The sequence below is a fragment of the Dactylosporangium sp. NPDC006015 genome (genome assembly GCF_040614215.1).
GTDB lineage: Bacteria > Actinomycetota > Actinomycetes > Mycobacteriales > Micromonosporaceae > Dactylosporangium > Dactylosporangium maewongense.
Window position 1 is genome coordinate 409123 of record NZ_JBEXUD010000002.1, and the last position, 23292, is coordinate 432414.

The 23292-nt window shown below is 72.3% G+C and carries 16 protein-coding genes; 4 read left to right on the forward strand and 12 right to left on the reverse strand.

Annotation, left to right across the window (positions count from 1 at the left end):
• Nucleotides 1–54 precede the first annotated feature (54 nt).
• The 4 genes from ABZ321_RS04905 to ssd all read right to left on the reverse strand — a co-directional run bounded on the left by ABZ321_RS04905 (nt 55) and on the right by ssd (nt 4685).
• Nucleotides 55–660 carry a type II secretion system F family protein gene (locus ABZ321_RS04905; protein WP_344509079.1) on the reverse strand — a complete coding sequence of 202 codons (606 nt, stop codon included), beginning with the start codon at nt 658–660 and terminating at the stop codon, nt 55–57.
• Complete coding sequence (locus tag ABZ321_RS04910; protein ID WP_354889429.1) at nt 660–2252, reverse strand: hypothetical protein; 1593 nt, start codon at nt 2250–2252, stop codon at nt 660–662. Before ABZ321_RS04910 ends, ABZ321_RS04905 begins: the two co-directional genes overlap by 1 nt.
• Entirely contained in the window at nt 2249–3535 is a 1287-nt protein-coding gene (locus ABZ321_RS04915) for a TadA family conjugal transfer-associated ATPase (RefSeq protein ID WP_354889430.1), read from the reverse strand. The genes ABZ321_RS04910 and ABZ321_RS04915 overlap by 4 nt, the downstream gene beginning before the upstream one ends.
• A 67-nt stretch (nt 3536–3602) precedes the next feature.
• Nucleotides 3603–4685 carry a septum site-determining protein Ssd gene (ssd, locus tag ABZ321_RS04920; RefSeq protein WP_354889432.1) on the reverse strand — a complete coding sequence of 361 codons (1083 nt, stop codon included), beginning with the start codon at nt 4683–4685 and terminating at the stop codon, nt 3603–3605.
• A 658-nt stretch (nt 4686–5343) separates the two neighbouring features.
• Here ssd and ABZ321_RS04925 point away from each other — a divergent pair.
• Nucleotides 5344–6156, forward strand: coding sequence for an HAD-IB family hydrolase (locus ABZ321_RS04925; protein ID WP_354889434.1), 813 nt, complete (start codon nt 5344–5346; stop codon nt 6154–6156).
• A gap of 239 nt (nt 6157–6395) precedes the next feature.
• On the opposite strand, the gene ABZ321_RS04930 is transcribed toward ABZ321_RS04925, so the two are convergent.
• The gene (locus ABZ321_RS04930; RefSeq protein ID WP_344509069.1) at nt 6396–7139 is read right to left on the reverse strand and encodes an oxidoreductase; all 744 of its coding nucleotides are present in this window, start codon (nt 7137–7139) and stop codon (nt 6396–6398) included.
• 151 nt (nt 7140–7290) lie between these two features.
• On the opposite strand from ABZ321_RS04930, the gene acs reads away from it, so the two are divergent.
• Nucleotides 7291–9255: an acetate--CoA ligase gene (acs, locus tag ABZ321_RS04935; protein ID WP_344509067.1), complete on the forward strand. Its 1965-nt coding sequence runs from the start codon at nt 7291–7293 to the stop codon at nt 9253–9255.
• Between the two features lie 1145 nt (nt 9256–10400).
• Here acs and ABZ321_RS04940 read toward each other — a convergent pair.
• From ABZ321_RS04940 to ABZ321_RS04950, 3 genes are all read right to left on the reverse strand, one after another.
• Nucleotides 10401–11774, reverse strand: coding sequence for a DUF1501 domain-containing protein (locus ABZ321_RS04940; RefSeq protein WP_344509065.1), 1374 nt, complete (start codon nt 11772–11774; stop codon nt 10401–10403).
• A gap of 26 nt (nt 11775–11800) precedes the next feature.
• Nucleotides 11801–13774: a DUF1800 domain-containing protein gene (locus ABZ321_RS04945; protein ID WP_354889437.1), complete on the reverse strand. Its 1974-nt coding sequence runs from the start codon at nt 13772–13774 to the stop codon at nt 11801–11803.
• A gap of 278 nt (nt 13775–14052) precedes the next feature.
• Entirely contained in the window at nt 14053–15135 is a 1083-nt protein-coding gene (locus ABZ321_RS04950) for a C45 family peptidase (RefSeq protein ID WP_354889438.1), read from the reverse strand.
• Nucleotides 15136–15252: 117 nt separating this feature from the next.
• Here ABZ321_RS04950 and ABZ321_RS04955 point away from each other — a divergent pair, with 117 nt between their 5' ends.
• Nucleotides 15253–16176 (forward strand): alpha/beta hydrolase, encoded by a 924-nt coding sequence (locus ABZ321_RS04955; protein WP_354889439.1) that lies wholly within the window; start codon nt 15253–15255, stop codon nt 16174–16176.
• Here the strand turns inward: ABZ321_RS04955 and ABZ321_RS04960 are convergent.
• Both ABZ321_RS04960 and ABZ321_RS04965 read right to left on the reverse strand, forming a co-directional pair.
• Nucleotides 16173–16535 carry a hypothetical protein gene (locus ABZ321_RS04960; RefSeq protein ID WP_344509059.1) on the reverse strand — a complete coding sequence of 121 codons (363 nt, stop codon included), beginning with the start codon at nt 16533–16535 and terminating at the stop codon, nt 16173–16175. The genes ABZ321_RS04955 and ABZ321_RS04960 overlap by 4 nt on opposite strands.
• Nucleotides 16532–21004 carry an SseB family protein gene (locus ABZ321_RS04965; RefSeq protein ID WP_354889442.1) on the reverse strand — a complete coding sequence of 1491 codons (4473 nt, stop codon included), beginning with the start codon at nt 21002–21004 and terminating at the stop codon, nt 16532–16534. Before ABZ321_RS04965 ends, ABZ321_RS04960 begins: the two co-directional genes overlap by 4 nt.
• Nucleotides 21005–21344: 340 nt before the next feature.
• Here ABZ321_RS04965 and mycP point away from each other — a divergent pair, with 340 nt between their 5' ends.
• A complete protein-coding gene (mycP, locus tag ABZ321_RS04970; protein WP_354889444.1) occupies nt 21345–22433 on the forward strand; it encodes a type VII secretion-associated serine protease mycosin in 1089 nt (362 codons plus the stop codon).
• A gap of 184 nt (nt 22434–22617) precedes the next feature.
• On the opposite strand, the gene ABZ321_RS04975 is transcribed toward mycP, so the two are convergent.
• Together ABZ321_RS04975 and ABZ321_RS04980 are read right to left on the reverse strand one after the other, a co-directional pair.
• Nucleotides 22618–22914, reverse strand: a complete 297-nt coding sequence (locus ABZ321_RS04975; protein WP_354889446.1) for a WXG100 family type VII secretion target — start codon at nt 22912–22914, stop codon at nt 22618–22620.
• Nucleotides 22915–22930: 16 nt separating this feature from the next.
• Complete coding sequence (locus ABZ321_RS04980) at nt 22931–23248, reverse strand: WXG100 family type VII secretion target (protein WP_344509052.1); 318 nt, start codon at nt 23246–23248, stop codon at nt 22931–22933.
• Nucleotides 23249–23292: the final 44 nt, after the last annotated feature.

Below are 23292 nucleotides of genomic sequence, written 5' to 3' on the forward strand. Positions count from 1 at the left end.
GGTGCTCCTTCACGATGACGCTGAACCAAACCGATCGATGAACTGGAATACGAATCACAGGGCGCCCACCACGTCGCGGATGATGGCGGCGACCACCGGCACGACCCCGATCAGCACGAACGCGGGCAGGAAGCAAACCCCGAGCGGCAGCACCACCAGCACGCCGACCCGGCGCGCCGACGCCTCGCCGGCCGCGGCCTTCGCGACCCGCAGGTCCGCCGCCTGCCGCTCCAGCGCCTGCGTCAGCGCCGTGCCCCGGTCGGCGCTGCGGGCGGCGACCCGGGAAAGCCGCCGCCCGCCGGGCAGGTCGGCCAGGTGCGCCCAGGCATCCCGCGGCGTCGCACCGAGCCGCAGTGCCCGTCCGACGAGCGTCAACCTGGTCCCGACCGGCCCGCCGACCGCCTCCCCGACCACGATCGCCGCACGATCGGGTGGCGCGCCGGTCCTCAACGCGGCGGCGAGCAGATCCGTCGCGAACGGCAGGTCACCCCGGGCCATCGCCCGCTCCCGCCGCACGTGCGGGGACTCGACCCGCCGCAGCATCCGCTCCGCCGCGACCGCCGACACGACGCCGGCCACGACGCCCACGAGCCCGCCCAGCAGCAGCCCGGCGGCCAGGCCACAACCGATCGCGTACAGCCACCGTCGCCCCCGGCCCATCACCGCACCTCCGCGACGACGGACCCGACCATCCGCCCGGTCCACAACATCCCAGCGCACTGCAACGCGACCGCGACGATCGCGCACGCCGCACCGAGCGGCGTGTGCAGCAGCTGGCCGACGGGGTCGACCCCGATGCTCGCGCCGAGCCACAGCCCCGCCACCGGCAACCCGACCAGCAGCGTCGTGGTCGTCTGCGCCCCGGACGTCTGCGCCGCGAGGTTGAGCCGGAGGGCCTGCCCCGCCCGCAGGTCGGCCTCAACCTGGTCAAGGAGATCGGCGAGCGGCGTGCCGAGCGCCTCACTGACCCGGTGCGCGGCCTCCAGACGCGCCATCGCGACCGCGACCGCAGCCTCCTCGCGCCTCCGCGCCCGCCCGCCGCGCGCTCGACCAGACGACCCGGCCGCCCCGACCCCGCCGCCGACCAGACCACCGCTCGACACCACGCCCCCGCCCGCCACGCGGTCACCCAAAGCCCGACCACTCGCAGCCCGACCACTCGCGGCTGGGCCACTCGCATCCCGGCCACTCGCATCCCGGCCACTCGCATCCCGGCCACTCGCAGTCCGATCAGTTCTCGTGGCCGACCAGCCATTCGCGACCTGACCAGTTCCCGCCGCCGGCCAGCCTGTCGTTGCCCGGCCGCTCTCGACCCCATACCGGCCGACCGCCCGGCCACCATCTGCTGCGGGGAGATCGCCCGTGGCCCGGCCGTTCACCACCGTCGGGGAGCCGTCGGCAACCCCGCCATGTTCGGCAACCTGGTCATTCGTCATCTGCCAGCCGCCTGCGAACCGGCCACGTTCCGCAGCTCGGCCATCGACAGCAGCCCAGCCATCGACCGCAGGCCGGCCGTTGATCGCGGGCCAGCCATCCGCCCCGGCCGATCCGCCGACCGCAGCCCGGCCATCGACAGCAGCCCAGCCGCCAACGGCAGCCCGGCCGGTGATGGCGCCCCGACCGGTGTGGCGACGGTTCGCAGCGAGTGCGGCCTCGGCAGCGTTCCGACCTGCAGGGGGCCGGCGCCGTTGCGCATTCCGGTCGCGGCCGGTGGGCTGACCGTCCTGCCTGTCGGCGGCCTCCCAGATCCGGCGGACGGTCGCCCCGAGGCCGCCCGCACCAGGCGTGCGGAATGGGCTCGGCGTGGTGTACAGCTCCACGTCCGCCCCGCCCGGATAAGGCGCGGCGGTCGCAAAGGGCACGATGCCCGCGCGCAGGTCACCGACCGCGTCCTCGATCGTGTCGAGCAGCTCGGCGACCGCACGGTCGGCCGCCCGGCGTGCCAGCTGGCGGCGCACACCGATCAGCCCGACCGCCGCATACGCCCCCGCCAGCACGGCGGCGACCGGGCCACCGCTCAGCAGCCCGATCCCGGCCGCGGCCACGCAGCCGGCGGTGATGGTCGCGCGGGGACGGTCGACGAGCGCGGCCTGCAGCCGGTCCGTCTTCGGCCATCGTGCGGCGATGGTCGTCCTGCGATGCCGGGTGATGCGGTCGAGCCGGGCGCGCGCCCGGCGCCGGCGGAGCACGAACAGTCCACAGAAGACGGTCATGCCGCCGCCGGTCATGAGGGCCAGGTCGATGGCGTTCATTGCCAGCCCGTTCCTCTCTCATAGCGCCAGGGCCCCGAGGAGCGGGGCGGTGTGATGCCTCGGGCGGCGATCAACGTCTCCAGCTGGTCGGCCGCGGCCGCCCTGCCGGTGCCGCGCCGCCAGGCGGTGGCCATGACGGTGGTGCGCTGCTCCGGATGCGCCTCCAGGAGGCAGATCTCGCTGAGGTGGCGGCTGCCGTCGTCGGCTCGCTGCAGGTGCATCACGACCCGCAGCGCCGCGTGGGCGAGGGCGTGCAGCGCCGCTCTCGGCACGCCACCGAGCAGCCCGAGCGCTTCGAGCCTGGCCGGCACGTCGGCCGGCGAGTTGGCGTGCAGGGTGGCCGCTCCGCCTTCGTGCCCGGTGTTGAGGGCGCCGAGCAGGTCGACGATCTCCGCGCCGCGGCACTCGCCGACGACCAGCCGGTCGGGGCGCATCCGCAGCGCCTGGCGGACCAGGTCGCGGAGGGTCACCTCGCCGGCGCCCTCCACATTGGACATCCGCGACTGCATCGACACGACGTGCGGGTGCGAGAGTCGCAGCTCCGCGGCGTCCTCTACGACGACGAGCCGCTCCGTGGGCGGGGCCAGGGACAGCAGCGCCGCCAGGACGGTGGTCTTGCCGGTGCCCGTGCCGCCGGTCACCAGGAACGGGATCCGCGCCGCGACGATCGCGGCGAGCAGCCGGGCAGCGCCGGGGTCGAACGTGCCGCGCGCGATGAGCTCGTCGATCGTGAACGTCTGCCGGCGGAACGTCCGCAGCGACAGATACGGCCCCTCCCGGCCGATGGGCGGCAGGACCGCGTGCAGCCGGGTGCCGTCGGCCAGCTGCGCGTCGACGAACGGGGACGCGTCATCCAACCGCCGCCCGGCGCTCGCCGCGAGCCGCTGCGCCAGCCGCCGCACCTCGGTCGCGTCGCCGAACCGTCCGCCGGCTCGCCGCAGCCCCGCGCCGCGGTCGACCCACACCTCCACACCGTTGACCAGCACGTCGGTCACGGACGGGTCGGCGAGCAGCGGGGCGAGCCCACCCGCGCCGATCATCTCGCCGATGAGACGGTCGGCGACCTGCCGCAGCGTGCTCTCGCCGAGCAGCGCGGCGCCAGGCTCGGCGCGCACCGCCTCCAGCACCGCCGAGGGGGTCGGCTCGACGCTGCCGACGGTCATCCGCAGCCTGACCCGCTCGGCGAACTCGTCGAGCGAGCTCGTGACGACCCCTCCGCCGGCCGTCACGATCCGCCTGCCCGGCGCCGCCTTGCTGCGCTCGTCGAGCATCAATGCGCTCATGCCGTCGCCTCCGCTGCACCCCAGCGCCCGCCTGAGCAAAGACCTGCAGTCCCGATCCGCGGCGCGCTCATGCCGCCGCTCCGGTCGCCAGGCCGAGGTCGCCGATGATGCGGCGGCAGAGGTGGGCGAGGGGGCCGCGGCCGTCGCCGGCCGGTGGGCTGCCCTTCTCGAGCCGGCGCGTGAGGCCGGGCTCGGCGCGCAGAGTGCCGGCGACCGGCACGCCAAGCGAGCGTGCGATGTCCCTGGTGCGCAGCCGGCCCGGCGCGGGGCCCCGGACGACCAGCCGCAGCTCGTCGGTGTGTGGCGTGACGGTCGCGGCGACCCTGGCGGCGGCGACGCAGGCGCGCAGCTCGGCCGGCACGACGAGGAGCACCCGGTCGGCGGCGCGCAGGGCGAGGACCGCCGCGTCGTCCAGCGATCGGGGCAGGTCGGTGACGACGAGGTCGCGGCCGCGGCTGCCGGCGTCGAGCGCGGCGGCCATCGCGTCCTGCGACAGGCCGCCGGGCTGGCCGCGGTCGCAGGACAGGACGGCCACGTCGCCGCGGCTGGGCAGGGCCGAGACGAGCGCCGGTGGGTCGACGGCGCCGCTCGTCGCGGCGAGCGCGGGCCAGCGCAGGCCGGCGACGTTTTCCCAGCCGAGGATCAGGTCGGCGCCGCCGCCGAGGGGGTCGGCGTCGACGAGCAGGGAGCGCAGGCCGACGTTGCCGGCGGTGATCGCCAGGGCGGCGGCGAGGACGCTGGCACCCGCGCCGCCGCGCCCGCCGAGGACGGCGAGGATCCTGCCGCGGGCGGAGACGGTGACGGCGGGCCCGTGGGCCACCGTGGCGAGGCGCTCGGTGAGCCATGCGGCGCCGTCGGGGAAGCGGACGATCTGTTCGGCGCCGACCGCGTCGGCGAGCGCCGCCAGGCGGTCCGTCCCGTGGTCGCGGGTCAGCAGCACGACGCCTCGCCGGCGCGGCAGGTGGGCCCGGGCGCACGCCTGCGCCGCGGCGTCGCCGATCAGGACGATCGGCGCGTGGGGATATCGGGCCCTGGCCGGCTCGGGTCCGTGCTCGACGTCGACGTCGAGGGCGACCCCGGCGGCGAGGGCGAGCACGTCGTCGAGCAGGTCGACGTCGGCGGTGACGAGCAGCGGTCGGTGACGGGTCACGGCGTGCTCCACGGTCTAGACGGGCTGGTGGACTCCGCACACCATCGCCCCGACCTCGCCGCGGCCGCTCGACCGCCGACTCGTTTCTGTGGATAACCCGCCGCTTGTGGATATCTCCCGCACCATCAGTCGATCTGCTACAGCAGTACGGACAAATCGGGTGTAATGCCGCGTTGCGGTGCCCCGGCAGTACCGTGGAGGAAAATCAAAACGGCAGGAGATGCCTAACCGTGAACGCTCAACAAAGCATCGAGCGTCAATGCCCTTAGCCCGACCAATCGCCGGGCCACCCGGCAAAACGCCATGTGGCAGTCGAGATACAAAGGGGACGACCCCCGCCGGGGGGTGACGGGGGTCGCCGGGGGTTCGGCTCCGGGGGGGTCGAGCCGAACCCACTCAGCGGCTACGGGGGGTGCAACCGCTGAGAGTCAATAGCAGATCGTTGTCGCGTCGACGTGAAACCGCGTCGTAAACATAAGCATGCCTGAGTGGACCGCCATACGTCGAGTAGGCCCGGCCCGCAACACGCCCGGAACGCCAATCAATATTTCGCCCGCCGGTAATCTTGCGTGATCGAGCACACGCCCAGCGTGATCCGTAGTCGGGGTTGCGGCGTCCGGCCCCCACACCATGTCCGACAACGCTACACTTGCCCGCCGTGGGGCGTAGCGCCGCGTTTTTCGACCTGGACAAAACGGTGATCGCCAAGTCAAGCGCCTTGGCCTTCGGTCGACCGTTCTATCGCGATGGGCTGATCAACCGCCGCGACGTGATCAAAGGCGCCTACGCGCAGCTGCTCTTCCGCGTCGGCGGCGGCTCCGACGAGCAGACCATGGCGAAGACACGGGACTACCTCGCGGCCCTGGTCAAGGGCTGGCGCGCCGAGCAGGTCCGGCAGATCGTGCGGGAGACGCTCGAGGAGCTGATCAGCCCGTACATCTACGCGGAGGCCGTGCTGCTCATCGAGGAGCACCGTGCCGCCGGCCGGGACGTGGTCCTGGTCTCGACCTCGGGCGACGAGATGGTGCGGCCGATCGGCGAGCAGCTCGGTGTCACCGACATCGTCGCGACCCGCATGGTCATCGGCGAGGACGGCTGCTACACCGGTGACGTCGACTTCTACGCCGCCGGACCCAACAAGGTCGTCGCGGTCAAGGAGCTCACAGCGGAGCGTGACTACGACCTCGCTGCCTGTTTCGCCTATTCGGACTCGGTCACCGACGCCGGGCTGCTGAGCCTCGTCGGACACCCGACGGCCGTCAATCCCGATCGCGGCCTCCGCAAGATCGCGATTGAGCGCGGCTGGCCGATGCTCGCATTCCGGCACCCGATCCCGCTCAGCCGGCGGCTGCGGGAGCGGCCGGCGGTGCCCGTGACGGCCGCCGCGATCGGCGTCGGTGTCGGGCTGGCGATCGCGTTCGCGCTGTACAGCAAGCACCGCCGGACCAAGGCGGCCCTCACCGCGGCATGATCACAGCAGCACCATCCGTCACATTCTGCCGCCGAGGACTTCCGCTCATGGAGGTCGCGGCGTAGAACAGAAGAGCGGGATCTGCACGGATCTCGTGCACGGCCACCGGGCACCCACGAGCGATCAGCCGCGGTAGGCGCGTTGCGGCGGCTCCACAAGGACCGCCGACAACGGACTCAAAGTGCACGCATGGTAACCCGGTAGGACGTGTGTGACGGCGCCTCTCGATGGGGCGCCGTTCACTGTACGTAGGCGCCGCTGTCGCAGATCTCGACCAGCTCCTCGGCCGCCCGCTCGGCCGCCGTCGCGTAGTGGCGCAGCCAGGAGCGCAGACCATCCGGCGTGCCCGTCGCGAAGGCGTTGGCCGCACCGACATACTCGGGCTCGCGGCTACGGTGGCCCACATCCATCGCCAGCAGGCCCCGGGGGTCCAACCCGCCGCCGATCAAGGTCAGCCGCGCCGCCGCACGCGCCACCACACCGTTCGGCCCGTCAAAAGACTTCAGAGCCAGAAGCTCACCATGTACGACAGCCGCCAACACCAACACGGGCACCTTCGTGCCGCCGGTGATGAGCGCTGACAGTGCATCGAGACGCGTCGCGGCCTCCGGCTTGACCGGCCGGCCGAGCGACGCCTCGGGCACGACGTCGCGGGCGACCAGCGTGTGCAGCCGGGCGAGCGCCTGGCGGGGCGCCTTCGACCAGGTGCCTGTCAGCCCGTCGAGGGCCGCGGTCGCCCGCAGCGCGCCGTGGACCACCGGGTCGGTCACGACACCGGCCCGCACTCCTTCGAGGTCGAAGCCGTGCGTGTCGAGCGCCGCGCTGGCGACCGACGAACGCAGGGCGACCTCGGCGGCGACGGGCCCGCCGGAGCGGCGCAGGGCACGGTGGCGCATGGCCGCGTCGACGGCGACGCGCGCGGCGTCGAACGCCGGCCGGACATCGGCCAGATCCAACAGCGGAGCGAGTGGGTCATCTTGCACGGGCAAACGGTATCGTGCCCCTACTGGTAACAATACTTACAGAAGAGCCCGGCGCTTCACAGGCGCCACTCAGCGCAGAACACTCGCAAACTGTCACACCCCCCAACTAGCCTGCTTGCGAGAGCTGGACCACATCGAGGAGCCATCACCGATGAGCGAGACCTTGGAAAACCTTCTCAACGAGACCCGGCAGTTTCCCCCGCCTGCCGAGTTCGCCGCCGCCGCCAACGTGACGGAGGGTGCCTACGCAGAGGCCACGCAGGACCGGCTCGCATTCTGGGAGAAGCAGGCCCACCGGCTGAGCTGGGCCAAGGAGTGGGAGCAGGTCCTTGACTGGACCAACCCGCCGTTCGCCAAGTGGTTCGTGGGCGGCCAGCTCAATGTGGCGTACAACTGCGTCGACCGGCACGTCGAGGCCGGCCGCGGCGACAAGGTCGCCATCCACTGGGAGGGCGAGCCCGGCGACACCCGCACCATCACGTATTCCGACCTGCACCGCTCCGTGTGCCAGGCCGCCAACGCGCTGACCGACCTCGGCGTCACCGCCGGCGACCGGGTCGCGATCTACATGCCGATGATCCCCGAGGCCGCGGTCGCGATGCTCGCCTGCGCCCGCATCGGCGCGACCCACAGCGTCGTCTTCGGCGGCTTCTCGGCCGACGCGCTCGGCGGCCGGGTCAACGACGCCAGCGCCAAGGTCGTCATCACCGCCGACGGCGGCTTCCGCCGCGGCAAGCCCAGCGGCCTCAAGGCGATCGTCGACGAGGCCGCGGCCAAGTCGCCGAGCATCGAGAAGGTCATCGTGGTGCGCCGCACCGGCCAGGACGTCGACTGGGACGACAGCCGCGACCTGTGGTGGCACGACGTCGTGGAGACCGCCTCCGCCGAGCACACCGCGGAGGCGTTCGACGCCGAGCACCCGCTGTTCATCCTCTACACGTCGGGCACCACGGCGAAGCCGAAGGGCATCCTGCACACCACCGGCGGGTACCTGACCCAGGCGAGCTACACGCACAACGCGGTGTTCGACCTCAAGCCCGACAGCGATGTGTACTGGTGCACCGCCGACATCGGCTGGGTGACCGGGCACAGCTACATCGTCTACGGGCCGCTGTCCAACGGCGCCACGCAGGTCATGTACGAGGGCACGCCCGACACGCCGCACCGTGGCCGCTTCTGGGAGCTCATCCAGAAGTACAAGATCACCATTCTGTACACGGCGCCGACGGCGATCCGCACGTTCATGAAGTGGGGCGACGACATCCCCGCCGGGTTCGACCTCTCCTCGCTGCGCCTGCTGGGCTCTGTGGGCGAGCCGATCAACCCCGAGGCCTGGATGTGGTATCGGGAGCACATCGGCGGCGACCGCTGCCCGATCGTGGACACCTGGTGGCAGACCGAGACCGGCGCCATCATGATCTCCCCGCTGCCGGGCGTCACCGCCGCCAAGCCGGGCAGCGCCATGCGGCCGCTGCCGGGCATCTCCGCTGACGTCGTCGACGACCAGGCCCAGTCCGTCCCCGACGGCGGTGGCGGCTACCTGGTCCTGCGCGAGCCGTGGCCGTCGATGCTGCGCACCATCTGGGGCGACGACGAGCGGTTCAAGGAGACGTACTGGTCACGCTTCCAGGACATGTACTTCGCCGGTGACGGCGCCAAGAAGGACGCCGACGGCGACCTGTGGCTCCTCGGCCGCGTCGACGACGTCATGCTCGTCTCGGGTCACAACATCTCCACGACCGAGGTCGAGTCCGCGCTCGTCAGCCACCCGAAGGTCGCGGAGGCCGCGGTCGTCGGCGCCACCGACCCGACGACGGGGCAGGCGATCGTCGCGTTCACCATCCCGCGCGGCGGCGTCGACACGGAGGGCGACGCGGGCGAGGCGCTCATCCAGGAGCTGCGCAACCACGTCGCGAAGACCCTGGGCCCGATCGCCAAGCCCCGCCAGATCATGCTCGTGCCGGAGCTCCCGAAGACCCGCTCCGGCAAGATCATGCGCCGGCTGCTCCGCGACGTCGCCGAGAACCGCAGCCTGGGCGACGTCACCACCCTGCAGGACTCGACCGTCATGGACCTGATCTCGTCCGGCCTCCAGTCGGGCAAGTCCGAGGACTGACAGCTCCGCTTCCCGGGCCGGCAGTGTCTCACCGCTGCCGGCCCGTCGCGAAGCCCAGCCATCCGCCGAAGCCAACCGAGCCAGAGGTCGCTGACGCGGAGCCTGCTGTCAGCCGAAGCCGGGCGAGCCAACAGCCAGACGACCACGAAGCCAGCGGTCAGAAGCCAGCGAGCCCCACTCCATCGGACCAGGACCGACGAAGGGCGCGCCTGTCGTCAGCCGGAGCCGGCCGAGCCAAGCCAGACGACTACGTGGCCGGCGGTCAGAAAGCAGCGAGCCCAACTCCATCGAGCCGGGACCGATGGGTGGCGCGCCTGTCGGATAGATGCGTTCGGGCGCTTCCGGCCGCCGCTCGTGATTCCACTCGCGTAGTGGCCCACCCGGACAACCACGGCCGTCTTGGATCAACAGCAGAGCCGGTTCGGCCCGCAGCCTGGCGGGCAATGGATGGCGCGCGAGCCCGTCTCGGCCGGATGCACCTGGCGGCGTAGTCCCCACTCGTGATCCAAGTCGCGTCGCGGTCGCCCACACAGCCACGGCCGTCCTTCGATCACCAGACGCGGCGAACGCCCCTCGGCCCAGACCAGCAATCGCACACGGACCAGGCCCAAGAACAATCACGCCCACAGCGGCCACCACACATGATCCAAGTCGCGTGATGGTCGCCCACACAGCCACGACCGTCCTTCGATCACCAGACGCCGCGAACGCCCCTCGGCCCAGACCAGCATTCACACGCGGACCAGGCTTAAGAACGACCGCCCCCAGCGGCCACCACACATGATCCAAGTCGCGTGATGGTCGCCCGCACGGCCACGACCGTCCTTCGATCAACAGTCGCGGCGGATGGCCCCGGTTGTCGGCGTCGGGGTGGCTCTCCCCCGGGCGCGGCGGCGGGTGACCACGGGATGGGCGCGTATGCGCAACTCCAGCCACGCGCAAGCGTCGGCTGTGCGCCGCGCAGCGGCGCATTGGGGTGCGGGTGAGAATCCCCGCCGGGACCCGCCGCGCAGCGGTGGGGCGGAAGCACAGCGGTCGGGTGAGAATCCCCGCTGGGACCCGCCGCAACAGCGGTGGGGCGGAAGAACAAGAACAGCGGGGCGGCCCCCGGGACCGGGGCCGCCCCTACTTACGCGTAGGTGGAGCTACGCGTAGATCTTGACCGGCGTGTAGGTCTGGCGCGGGAAGATCTGCCCGACCTCGGCGTCGGTCAGGCCGAAGCGGCCCTGGGCCACTGAGCCGAAGACGCTGAACATGTTGTTGTACTCGGGGACGTCGCCGTTGGTGAGGGTGGTGAGGCCGTTCCAGTTGCCGAGGAGGTTGCCGGCGAGCTTCTTGCCGGACAGGACGATGACGCCGCCGCCCTTGCCGTGGTCGGTGCCGCCGCCGTTCTCCGCGACGCGGCGGCCGAACTCGGTGGAGACCATGACGGTGATGTTGGCGGCCAGGTCGCCCAGGTCGTCGAAGAAGGCGGCCATGCCGGCGGCCAGCTCGCCGAAGCGCCCGGCCAGGTAGCCGCCGCGGGTGCCCTGGTTCTCGTGGGTGTCGTAGCCGCCCATGCCGATCGTGGCGATGCGGACGTTGGCGCCGCCCTTGATGAGCTGGGCGAGCTCCTTGAAGGCGTTGCCCACGCCGGTGTACTTGACGCCCTCGGTGGGGGTGTAGCCCTTCTGCGCCAGCGTGGAGGCGAGGGTGAGGGCGTCGATGCCGGCCTTCACCGGGGCCTCGATCGGGTGGTTGGTGCCGGTGAAGAGCTTCTGAATGGCGTCGACGGTGGCCTGCTTGTACTTGCCGTCGCCGTTCACGTTGAGGGAGCCGACGCTGTTGAGCGCGAGCGCGCCGCCGCCGCCCACGAGGGAGCGGGGCAGGGTCGAGCCGATGCCGATGGCGCGGAAGGCGGTGCCCGGGCCGAGCTTGTCGGCGAGGTTGGTCAGCCAGCCCATGCCGCCGGTCTCGGCGGGGAGGCCGCCGAGCTGGCAGATGTCGGTCGCGGCGAAGTGACTGCGGTCGAGGCGCCGGTCGCTGACGGCCGGGATGAAGGCCAGCTGGCCCCCGTCCAGGTACTTCTTCAGCGGGGCGAAGGACTGGTTGAGGCCGAACCCGCGGTCCAGCGGGATGGACCCGTTCTCCGGCAGTGTGAAGCTGGGGCGGACGCGCTGCAGGACCGCGTCGTTCATCGGGGCGAAGAGCGAGAGCCCGTCGGCGCCGCCGTACAGGAACACGTGGATGAGCGTGCCGGTCGGGGTGGCCGCGAACGAGGCCTGCGTGGTCAGGAACTGGCTGGTCGCGAGGGCGGTCGTGGTGGCCGCGGCGCCGACGAAGAACCGGCGGCGGGTGACGCCCTTGCCATCGTCCTGCTCGTCTTCCTGACGGGCGAGCTCGAGGTACTCGTCGCGGGTCGCCTTCTGTTCCTCCTGCACCGCGACGGCCTCGGCGCGCAGGGCGGCCTCGAACCGGTTGGGGCCGAGCTTCAGCAGGTCGGGGCACTCAGGGTGCAGTGACGGGTGTTGTGCGCGCACTGTCTTCTCCATTGGTATGCCTCGACTTACCGGAGGTGGTGGTGGGGAGTGGCGAAGATCGCCCGGACGATGGAGGCGATCGCGCCGTTGAACGTGGCGTCGACGGGGGTGCTCGCGGTCGTCGCCGGGCCGAGGATGTGCAGGATCGCCAGGCGGCGGTCGTTGTCGAGCGTGACGTTGATGAGCTTCTTGGTCAGCGCGTCGAGGTAGGCACCCGCGGTCGCCGGCGGCGCGGCGATGATCGCCTCGGGCTTCTGCCAGGTGAACTGGCGGCGGCCGCCGGTGACGGCGCCGTACGCGTCGTTCCACTGGTTGACCATCGTGCCGGCAGAGGTCCAGGCGACGTAGACGTCCGGGTAGCCGTTGGGGGTCGGCAGCTCCATTGGGGCGTGGCCGTACTCCTCCAGCTTGCGCTTGATGTCGCCGAGGCCCTGGACCATCGGGCTGACGTTCATGTTGTTGGAGGTGAAGCCGGCCGGGGCCTCGGCGCCGATGTCCAGCGCGCGGTAGGTCGCGGTGAGGTACTCGCCAGGGCGGCGCACCTTCTGGCCGACGGACTCCCAGAACTCGGTGCGGCTCAGCATCGTCATGAGCACGGCCGGGATGTTGCTCTTCTTGTCCAGGTAGGTCTTCGCCATGGCGTCGACCAGCGTCTTCGGCGGCACGTCGGAGACGAAGCGGGTCGCGAGGTTCTGCGCCATGTACCGCGCGGTGTTCGGGTGCAGCGCGATGTAGCGGAAGTACGCCTCCTGGACCGCTTCACCGCCGGCCGCGTCGCCGTTCGCGTGCGAGAAGCCCATGATCTTCACGGGGCCGACGTAGTGCTGCTCCGGGCGGTAGACGTACTGGTTGTCCCGGATGCTGCGACCGGTCTGCAGCATGGCGGCCTGCCGGACGTCGGTCTCGGTGTAGCCGTTGAAGGCGCCGACCGTGTAGAGCTCGAGGTTCTCGCGGGCGAGGTTCTCGTTGATCTGGTCCTTGGTCGACTCGTCCTGGTCGAGGTACCGCAGCAGCGCCGCGTGCTTGTTGCCGGCGACGAACATGTCGACGTAGTTGCCCAGCGCGTGCTTGCGGATGACGTCGCGCTCGAAGGAGGCGCGGATCAGCTCGTTGCCGTCGTGGAAGGCCGCGACGTGGAAGTAGTCGCCGAAGAAGTCGACCATCATCTCGAAGAGCTGGCGGTCGGAGAAGAGCTGCTTGGCGATCGCGTAGCGGACGTTCTGGTCGTCGGCCTGGATGCCCTTCTTGTCCAGGTCCTCGCGCTGGGCCTTCAGCTGCTCGTACGACATGGCCCAGGTGACCAGCTCGGCGTCGGCCTTCTGCTCGCCGCGCGTGAGCGGGATCGTCTCGGGCTTCAGCTGCTTGGCGATCCAGCCGTTGATGCCGAGCTTGTTGATGTCGGCGATCGTCTTGGCGTTCGGCCCGAAGGTCAGCCGTGAAGCGAGGTGCCGGACCGGGTCCTTGGTCGGCAGCACGGTCTTCGCGGTGACCTTGGCGTTCTTGGCGGCGTCGGCGGGGGTGCCGAACGAGTTGCCCGTGGTCGGCGTGTTCTTGCGGATGCCGAGGCCGGCCTGGCCGTTCATCAGGCTCTGGTTCTGGTCGACGTACGCCGGGGCGGCGGTGTCGACGGGCGTCTCGGCGCCGACGTTGGAGGGCTGGGTGCCCTCGCCGAAGAACTGCGTGACGGCGTAGGCGCCACCACCGATGAGGGCTGCCGCTCCACCGCCGATGGCGATCATCGCCGTGCGGCGGCGCCAGTTCGACGGCTGCTCGTCGTCGAAGTCCTCGTCATCGATGTCGGGCAGGCCCGCGCCGTAGTTGCGGGCGGCGGTGCTGGGGTCGTAGAAGTGCGGGCCCGAGCCGCCGCGGTCGGCGGGCATGGCGCGGTCGTAACCACGCCGGCCGCTGCCGGTCTGGTCCTCGTAGCCGGACTCGTAGTACGAGTCGGCGTACGGGTCGTAATTACCGTCAGGGCCCTGTCCCGGGCGCCGTCTCGGCACGTCTCGCTCGTTCATCTACAAATCCCGATTCCGACGAGGTGGGGGCTCACGTGCGTCGATCGGGAAGGTAGTAGGTGCCAAGAGCACCGACAAGCCGCGTATGAAGCGCTCTGACCAGGACTTAAGGAGTCGCGCGACCACCCACCGCGAAGATCACCGGGGACCTGCCGGACTTAACCGTGCTGAGCTGCGGAAACAGGCCTTCTGACGGCAGCGGCCGGCCGCCGGAACAGCCTCATCAGCACAGATACATTTAAGGTGGTTCTGCACCGCAGTGGTCAGGCGAAAAGTCCGGTTAGTCGGACCTCGTGATACGTGTCGGCCTGACACGACGGGCCGGCGGCGATGGACATCCGGCGCTCGTCGAGGTCGAGGATCACGGCGTACAGCGACTCCGAGCGGTCCTCCTCCGTCGGCGCGTTCACGTCGTGCCGGCAGATCGCCTGCGGGTGGCCGCCGTGGTCCGCGAGCACCGCCTGGAGGTGCTTCTCATCCACAGGGAGCGTGCCGAGCAGGCGGCGCGCCCGGGCACCGCGGAAGAACGACGAGCCGCCGAAGTCGCGGAACGTGTCGCGCACCGTCGGCAGCGCCTCGAAGTGGTTGGCGTGGGTGATCACGCCGTCGACCGGATGCAGCACGCCGACGTCACCGGGAGCGACCTCCAGATCGATCAGCTCCCCCGGTACACCCGCGGCGAACGCCTGACCGAGCAGCAGGTTGATGCTCGCGCTGCGCGGCGTGGAGCACGCCACCCGCAGCGCCGTGCCGAGCACGTCCTCCTCCAGCACGGCGCGGAGCAGGACGTGATAGGGCACGCCGCCGGGCCGGCCGTCGCGGTCGCTGGTGAGCATGTTGACGCACACGCCCAGGCCGGCGTCGTTGAACCCCGTCTTGGCCAGCATGCCGGCCTCGGTCAGCGTGAGCACCGTCGATCCACGCTCGTCCCGGGTCGCCAGCAGCAGCGTGTACGGGCGTTGCGCCGGGTGCCAGTCCCAGTTCTGCGCCAGGAGGGTGTGACCGGAGGCCGTCCGCCCGTCCAGCACGCCGATCGAGGTGCATTCCGTGTTGCCGTACAGCAGCTCCGTGCGCGCGTTGAGGGCGTAGATCTCCTCCACCGGTACACCGGCACCCTCAGCGACACCGTCGAGCATCTCCGCCACGCGGGGGGCGTGCTGCCGGGACGCGGCGCGGAACAGGCTGCCGGCGCGCCGGACGGCCGGGCGGTCGAGCCCCGTCGCCGCGAACCGCTCGATGTAGTTGGCGGTGTTCGCCGCGATCATCGAACGGGCGGCAGCACCGTAAGCGACGCCACACTCACCAGGTGTGCCCGATACTTCGATCAGCGGCAACGGCAGGCTCATGCGCTGCACGCTAAGCGTGACCCACCCCTGCCGAGAACCCTCGGCGTTCCCCGGAGCGGCGGATCACACCCGGTCGCCTGGCAGGGATCCGGGCTCCGGGGCCCTACGCTGAGCTACATGAACCCCGCGGTAGACGACACGTGCGTCATGCTCGACGGGCCGTGGTCGCACCGCTTCGTCAGCGCCAACGGCACGAGGTTCCACGTCGTGGAGGCCGGAACCGGTCCGCTCGTGCTGTTTCTGCACGGCTTCCCCGAGTTCTGGTACGCGTGGCACCACCAGCTCAGCGCGATCGCCGACGCCGGCTTCCGGGCGGTGGCCGTCGACCTGCGCGGCTACGGTGCGAGCGACAAGCCACCGCGCGGTTACGACGGGTACACGATGGCGGGTGACGTCGCCGGGCTGATCCGCGCGCTCGGCGAGCGGACCGCGCACCTCGTCGGCGCCGGGTACGGCGGCATGATCGGCTGGGCGACGGCGGCGTTCCACCCGAAGCTGGTCCGGCGCCTGGTCGTGCTCGGCGCGGCGCACCCGCTGCGGCTGCGGGCGGCGCTCGCGACCGACCCCCGCGGCCAGCTCGCGGCCGCGCGACCGGTGCTGAAGTTTCAGCTGCCGCGCTTCGAGCACGTGCTGACCCGCGACAACGCCGCGCTGGTCGGCGAGTACCTGGCGATGTGGGGCGGGCCGGCGTGGGTCGGCACCGATGAGTACCGCGACTACGAGCACTGCTGCCGGCAGGCGATGCGCATCCCGCAGGCGGCGTTCTGCGCCCTGGAGACCTACCGGTGGGCGGCGCGGTCGGCGTTGCGGCTGCAGGGGTACCGCTTCGTCAAGCAGCTCCAGACGCCGATCACCGCGCCCGTGCTCCAGCTGCACGGCGCGCTGGACACGGCGGTGCTGCCGCGGACCGCGCAGGGCTCGGGCCGTTACGCGCAGGCCGAGTACGAGTGGCGACTGATCCCCGATGTCGGGCACTTCCCGCATCTCGAGCAGCCGGAGCTCGTGACCGGGGAGATCCTGCGGTGGATCAAAACGGGCTAGACCCGATACTCCCGTAATTCGCTGACGTCAGCGCGGGGGGCCCAGCCCTGATACACGCCGTAGTCGAACTCCTCCAGGCCGAGCTCGGCGGCCACGGTCGCCTTGCCGCCGGTGTACTCGACGCGCAGCCATCCGTCGTGCTCGCCGAGCACGATGAACGGCTCGTCGCGCCAGAAGCACGTCGTGCGGACGTACGCGAAGTCGACCTCGCCGAGCGGCACCACCCGCCGGAACCGCCCGGGTCGCACCTCCTCGAAGCCGTCGCTCGGATCCGGCCGGTACAGGCGGACGTTGTCGCCGTCCGGGCTGGCCTCGTACTCCGCGCCCTGCCAGCGGGCCGCGTAACCGTCCCGGATCACAGCTCCTGGCCCTTCCGCCACGCCGGCCCGTCGGCGTCGAGGCGGGCGATCAGCTCCTGCCTGCCGTCGCGCCGCAGCCGCCACAGCTCCGCGTGGTGCGGCAGCCGGGCGCTGTCGACCTTGAACTCGGCGATCACGTCGCTGGTGTCGCTCGGCGCGAACCCGTTGCCCCGGAACGGCGGGCGCTCGATGACCCAGCCCTCCATCGCCCGCATCCCCGCCTCGTGCGACCCGCCGTAAGGGATCCGGTACAGGTCGCCGCGGTACGCCTTCCAGCGCAGCACGTACGCCTCCTCGGCGTCCGGCTTGAACGACGAGCCCGCGTACCCCAGACCCAGCGCCTGATAGAGCTGCTCCGGCGTCTGCAGATGCGCCACCTCGCCGGCGCGGTGCACGAAGCCCGACACCCGGTCGTAGCCGCGCTCCAGGTAGTACGACAGCTGCTCGGGCGAGATCGGCTTCTGCATCAGCAGCGGCCCGCTGGCCGCCGGCGGCTCGAACGCCGGCCTCGGCTGCTGCACGGGGCTCGCCGCCGCCGCGGGCTGCACCGGCTCCGGCTCGTCGACGCCCAGGCCCAGCTCGGCGGCCCACGTCGCGAGCTGCACGACCTCCGTGCCCGGCAGCACCGCCCCGGTCGGCGAGTCCGGGTTGACCGCGAACGCCAGCTGGTCCCCCGGCGGCCAGTTGCGGATCAGCCGCGTGAACTTGATCCAGCTACCCTGCGGGTCCGCGCCGAGCCGGTCCGCCATCCGCTCCGCGGACGTGAACACGACCAGGTGCGGCAGGCCGTTCATGTGCTCGGTCCGCCACGACGCCGGGTCGATCAGCCCCTCACCGTTCCACTCCGGCACCAGGACCTTGGCCAGCAGCAGCGTCGACAGGAACCGGTCGGTGCTGTTGGCCTGCACCGCCTCGAACAGGTCCTGCTCGACCGTGTTGGCCGGCCGGAAGTCCCGCGCCTGCGCCGCGGCCGACTTCACCGGCACCGTCGCGGGCGGGGTGACGACCTCCGCGTCGACGACCTCGGCGTGCAGTCGCACCGGCGGCTCGTCGACGAGATCGGGCTCGTAGACCGACTCGAAGAAGGACCTCACCTCGTGCGAGGGCGCCGCTCCCGTTGCGTTTTCGGCTGCTGTACCGGCGGCTGCACCGGCGGCTGCACCGGCGGCGAAGAACGAGATCGGGGTGTCTTCAGCGGGCCGGCCGATCGCCTGGGTCGATTCGCTGCCGCCTCGGGGGGTGTCCTGCGCGCCGGTCCAGCTGCCTACCGCGTCGTCGGCGTCGGCGTGGCTGAACGCGGCGCCGCTGCCTGTCTCAGACGTTGCCGTGGCTCGGCCGCTGGCCTCCTCGGCGCGGCGGCGGGCGTCCTCGACGGCGCTGGACCGGGCGACGCGCTCCTCGATCGCCCGCAGCTGCTCGGCCAGCTCGCGGGCGGCCTGCTCCTCGGCCGCCCTGGCCTGGGCGGCGCGCTCCTCGATCGCCCGCAGCTCGGCCGCCAGGTCGAGGCCTGTCGCCTCGTCGGACGGCCGCCACGGCTCGAACGTGCTCTGGGCGGCCGCCGCCTCGGCGTCCCGCTCTGCCTGCGCACGGGCCGCTTCCTGCGCTTCGAGGTCGCGGGCCTGCTGGGCCACCAGCTCCCGGGCGGCCTCCTGCGTGGCCCGCTCCTGCTCGGCCCGCTCCCATGCCTCCTGCTCCCGAGCTTCCTGTTCCCGGGCTTCCTGTTCGGCCAGCTCGCGGGCGGCCCGCTCACGGGCTTCGCGCTCGGCCCTCTCCCGGGCTTCCTGCTCCCGGGCTTCTTGCTCGCGTGCCTCCTGAGCGGCCCGGTCCCGGGCTTCCTGCTCCCGGGCCTGTGCGGCCTGCTCGCGGGCTTCCTGCTCGCGGGCCTCTTGGGCGGCCTGTTCGCGCGCTGCCTGTTCGCGGGCGGCCTGCTGGGCGGCGATCTCCCCGGCCATCTGGTCGCGGTTGCTCTGCTCGAACGCGTCCGGGCCCCACGGCACCTGCTCGTGCGGCGCGCGGTCGGACAGCCCGGACGAGCGGCCCGGCATGTCGAACCCGGAAGGCTCGGCATCGGCGAAGAACGGGTGATCGTCCAGGTCCGAGACCCGCCCGAACCCGGCGGCCTTGGCTCGCCCCTTGACCGGCCCGAAGAGCGAACTCGGCTCGTCCACCGGCGCGGCAGATTCGTCGGCGGGCGCGGGCGCCTCATCGACCTCGGGCGCCTCGATGTCCAGCCGGCTGAACCCTGGCCGGTCGAACACCGGCCGGTCGAACGGCAACGGCGGCTCCGTCTGCGGCCGCCGCGGCTCCTCGGCACGGGACCCCGCGGGTGCGGACAGGAAACCGCCCTGCTCCTGCGGCCCGCTCTCGCCCTGACCCGGGCGGGGCTCCTCGTCCCTGTCCCGCCCGCCCAGGAACCCACCCGGCGCAGGCTGCGGGAACCCACCCTCACGCGGTGCGCTCTCACCGGGCCGGAACGCGCCGGGGTCGACCAGCCCGGGACGCACCGGCAACCCACCCGGCGCGCCCTGACCAGCGGGCCGCTGCGGGAGAGCGCCCGGACCGCCGGGCTGAGGACCTTCGCCGGCACCGGGTCGCGACGGCAGCGAGCCGCCACCGGGGGTCGGCCGGGACGGCAGCGAGCCGCCCTCTCCAGACCGGAACGCGGCCGGCACGTCGGCCTCGCCGCGCCCACCCGGCTGGCGGGTCGGCAGCGGCGGAGCGGTCGACAGCGGCAGGTCCGGGGGCGGCTGCCACGCCGCCGGGATCACCGGGTCGGCGTGTTCGGTGAAGATCTCGCCGAGGCTGCGTGCGGGTTCGCGGCGTGGCCAGTACCGGCGCGGATCGCCCTCACGGTCGTCCTGCCCAGGAGCGTCAGCACCGCGCGAGGGCAGGCCACCGGACTGCGGCCGCCCGGGAGCGGACGCCGAGCCACCACCAAGCGCCGTGGACGGCCGCGACGGCAAGCCCCCCGCCGGCGACGTCGGCCGCATCGGCAGACCGGACTCACCACCACCAGGCCGCGTCGGCAGGCCGGACTCGCCACCGGGCCGCGTGGGCAGCCCGGAAGCACCAGGCTCCGCACCGGGTCGCATCGGCAGACCAGACGAACCGGCGGACCCGGGAGCAGGCGACGTCGGGCGCATCGGCAGGCCACCAGGACCAGCCTCGGCACCACCCGGACGCCCCGCGAAGCCCGACGCACCGGGCTCACCGGCACCGGGCCGCATGGGCAGACCAGACGAACCGGCGGACCCGGGAGCGGGCGACGTCGGGCGCATCGGCAGGCCACCGGGACCTGCCTCGGCACGCGCCGCGAAGCCCTGCGAACTGGCCTCACCGGCGCCGGGCCGCGTCGGCAGACCAGACGAACCGGCGGACCCGGGAGCAGGTGACGTCGGCCGCATCGGCAGGCCGGACGACTTGGACTGCGCTGCCGGGCGGGTGTCGGCACCAGGTGACCAGCCCGGCGCGCGGCTGGGCGCCTCGGACTGCAGGTCGCCGAAAAGCTCGCGTTCGCCCGGCACGTCCAGCGACGAACGGTCCGAATCGTCGAAGAGCCCAGACCGGCCCGTCGGCGGCGGCACCGGCGGCGGAGCGGCGGCGGGCGTCACCGGCGGCCGGGGACGGCGGAAGTCGGCGGGCCGGTCATAGCCCGCGGCCCCAGTCGTGCGCTCGTAGTTGATCGGCCGATCGGCCCGCGTCGGCAGGAACGCCCCGGGCGGCGCCACGTCAGGCGGCGGCACGTCCCGCTTCGGCGGCGGCCCCGCAGGCGACCGCCCGGCGAGCCCCGACTGCCCCGCGCCCGCGAACCCACCGGCCCCCGAACCGCCGGCTCCCGGAGCACCGGCGCCGGCACCAGGCATCCCGGACCGGGCGCCGCCCGCTCCAGCAGCCCCGGGCCCGGAACCGGGCGGCGCGGAGGTCGGTGCGGGCGACGACGACTCGGCGGCCTTCATGCGATGGCGCTCGATCGGCGTCGGGGCGGGCTGGTTGGGCACGCCGCGGACCGGCACCTGCGCGGTCGCCCTGGCCCGCGGGCCGGACGCCTGCTCGATCCTCGCCCGGGCCCCGAGCGTGCGCCCGGGCAGCCGGACGTCGCCGCGAGTGATCTGGGTCACGAACCACGACGGCAGGTAGCCCTCGATGGGCAGGCCGGGGTTGACCGCCAGCCACCACTCGACGTTGGGCCAGATGCCGGACAGGTCACGGAACGGCACCCGCCGATGCGTGCCCGGATGCCCGGCGAGGCACTCCCGGAGCGCCTCGGGCGACGTGAACGCCAGCACGTGCGTGCGGCCCTCGGTCGTCCAGGTGCCCCAGCCGGAGTCGCCGCTCTGCACGCCCTCGGGCGCGATGGGCAGCAAGATGTCCGTCCGCGCCAGGATGCGGAAGTATTGCTCCTGGTCATTGGCGCGCAGGGCGTCACGCATGGCGCCCTCAGCCTCGGTGGCCGGCTGCCACTCGCTCACGGCCACCCCCTCTGTCGGGCTCGGAACCGCCGCGCTCGCGAAACTTAACCTATACGGCCACGGCAATCCGAGGGGTGCGACCCTGCAAGCGCTCCGGCCAGCATAGCGATCCAACCGCCTCCGAACCCAGGCCTGTCTCACGAGCGTCACCGTCCGAGGGTCGAACGACTACGATCTGCGCATGCCAGGAGCCGTCAGAACGGCCTTTCTGAGTGTTTCATGCTGCTTCGTCGCATTCTTTGTCGCACCTCCGACGGTCGAGGCGCACGCTCCATCTGCCTGCCCGGCCCCGATCCGGCCACCCGCGCCCGCCCCGACCTCGCTTCCCTGGCCTTCGCAGATGTACGACCACCGCAAGCTCGACCCCCTCGCCGACGGCCACGGCGTGACGGTCGCCGTCGTCGACTCGGGTGTCGACGCCGGGCACCCGCAGCTCCAGGGCGCGGTGCGGGAGGGTCCAGACCAGTTCCAGGAGGGCGGTTCGCTGGTCGACTGCGTCGGCCACGGCACGGGCGTGGCGGGCATCATCGCCGCGCGCCCGGTCGCCGGTTCACCGCTGCGGGGCCTCGCCCCAGCCGCGACGATCCTGGCGATCCGGGTGAGCGAACTGGTCGAGCTCGAGGACGGCAGCACCGCCGGCCGGCGCGGCACCCCGGCAGGCGTCGCCGCGGCGATCCGGTCGGCCGTCGAGCTGGGCGCCGAGGTGATCAACCTGTCGCTCGTGTCGTACCAGGACAATCCCGGCGTACGTGAGGCGGTCCGCTTCGCGGTGTCGCGCGACGTGGTCCTGGTCGCCGCGGCCGGGAACAGGTTCGCGGAGGGCAACCGGACCCCGTTCCCCGCCGCGTACGACGGTGTGATCGGCGTCGGTGCCATCGGCCCGGACGGCCAGCGCCTGCCGGGCTCGCAGACCGGCCCGTACGTCGACCTCGTGGCCCCCGGCGGCCGCGTCGTGACGACCTCCCCACCCCGCGGCCTCGCCACGGTGGAGGGCACGAGCTTCGCGACGCCGTACGTCGCCGCCACGGCAGCCCTGCTCCGCCAGTACCACCCGGAACTGACGGCACAGGAGATCGCCGCCCGCCTCACGGCAACCGCCGACGGCGGCACGGCAGGCCCGGGCTACGGCGCCGGCGTGCTGAACCCCTACCGCGCACTGACAGAGGAGACCGGCGCCCATCCGACCCGCGCGGGCCTGCCACTCCCTCCGATCGCCACGGACGCACACGCAGCGGAGCGCGCCGCGGCCGAACACCGGACGCTCCTCCTCGCCGCCCTGACCACCGGCGCGGCCGCGCTGCTCCTGCTGACCGCGGTCGTCCTGCCCCGCGGCCGCAACCGCCGCTGGCGCCCAGGCCTCCAACGCCTCCCCGAACCCACCGACACCACTCCCAACCGCTCAGCCCCCGCCTTCACCCCGCGCCGCTGACAACCCGGCCAGAAACACCGTGCCGTTCGCTTCCCTTCGGACGAAAGACACGGGCCTCTCCCAAACCGGCGAGCGCCGGGGGCGACCCCCGACGCTCGTCGAACCTGCCCGCAAACCGCGAGGCGACGGGCATGGCAGGGGCCCGGTCCGCGAGCAGGTGCGGACCGGGCCGTCTCCGGGCGCCTCAGCGATGGGGGAACAGGTGCCTGTTGCGCTGCTCCGTTTCCAGGTAGCGGCGCATGGACTCGTCCAGGGCGACCTTGATCTCCCGCAGCGTCGCGGCCAGGTCGGCGCCGGCGCGCTCCCAGTTGGCCTGGCGGGCGGCGTACGCCTGCTGGGACTCGCCCTGCCAGCCGGCGGTCAGGCGTCGGCCGAGCTGTGAGACCTCGTCGAGGCGGGCGGTGAGCGTGTTGAGCGCGCTCTGGATGGACTGCCCGGCGTGGTCCATGGCGGCGAAGTTGACCACCAGTGTGTCGTCCATGAGTGTCTCCCCCGGCTCAGAGCGGCAGCTGCTTGGTGCCGATGCCCCGGAAGCGGGCGCCGGCGTCGGTGTCGGAGACCTCGTAGTTGCGGCCGGTGGAGCGCAGGCCCTCGGCGGTCTCCAGCAGGTTCTTGTTGAGCGTGTCCTGGTCGCGGTGCCATGCCTGCTTGACCGTGTCGAACGACCGGCCGCCCGCGCCCTGCCAGCCGGTCCTCGTCGTCTCCAGCTCGCGCATCAGCGTGCTGAGCATGGTCTGCAGCTCGCCGTTGACCTGCTCGAACCGTTGTGCCGCCGATTGCAGCTCGGCCTGCTGCGCCTGTGTCGTCTGTGCCACGGTGCTCACCCCGTCTCTCGTGTCGCGGACTCGCCGACCGTATC

Excerpts from the sequence above, each read along its gene's own strand:
- ABZ321_RS04915 (WP_354889430.1), bottom strand. The coding sequence starts at position 3,535 with ATGAGCGCATTGATGCTCGACGAGCGCAGCAAGGCGGCGCCGGGCAGG.
- ABZ321_RS04905 (WP_344509079.1), bottom strand. The coding sequence starts at position 660 with ATGGGCCGGGGGCGACGGTGGCTGTACGCGATCGGTTGTGGCCTGGCC.
- ABZ321_RS04955 (WP_354889439.1), top strand. The coding sequence starts at position 15,253 with ATGAACCCCGCGGTAGACGACACGTGCGTCATGCTCGACGGGCCGTGG.
- ABZ321_RS04910 (WP_354889429.1), bottom strand. The coding sequence starts at position 2,252 with ATGAACGCCATCGACCTGGCCCTCATGACCGGCGGCGGCATGACCGTC.
- ABZ321_RS04975 (WP_354889446.1), bottom strand. The coding sequence starts at position 22,914 with ATGGACGACACACTGGTGGTCAACTTCGCCGCCATGGACCACGCCGGG.
- ABZ321_RS04950 (WP_354889438.1), bottom strand. The coding sequence starts at position 15,135 with ATGAGCCTGCCGTTGCCGCTGATCGAAGTATCGGGCACACCTGGTGAG.
- mycP (WP_354889444.1), top strand. The coding sequence starts at position 21,345 with ATGTACGACCACCGCAAGCTCGACCCCCTCGCCGACGGCCACGGCGTG.
- acs (WP_344509067.1), top strand. The coding sequence starts at position 7,291 with ATGAGCGAGACCTTGGAAAACCTTCTCAACGAGACCCGGCAGTTTCCC.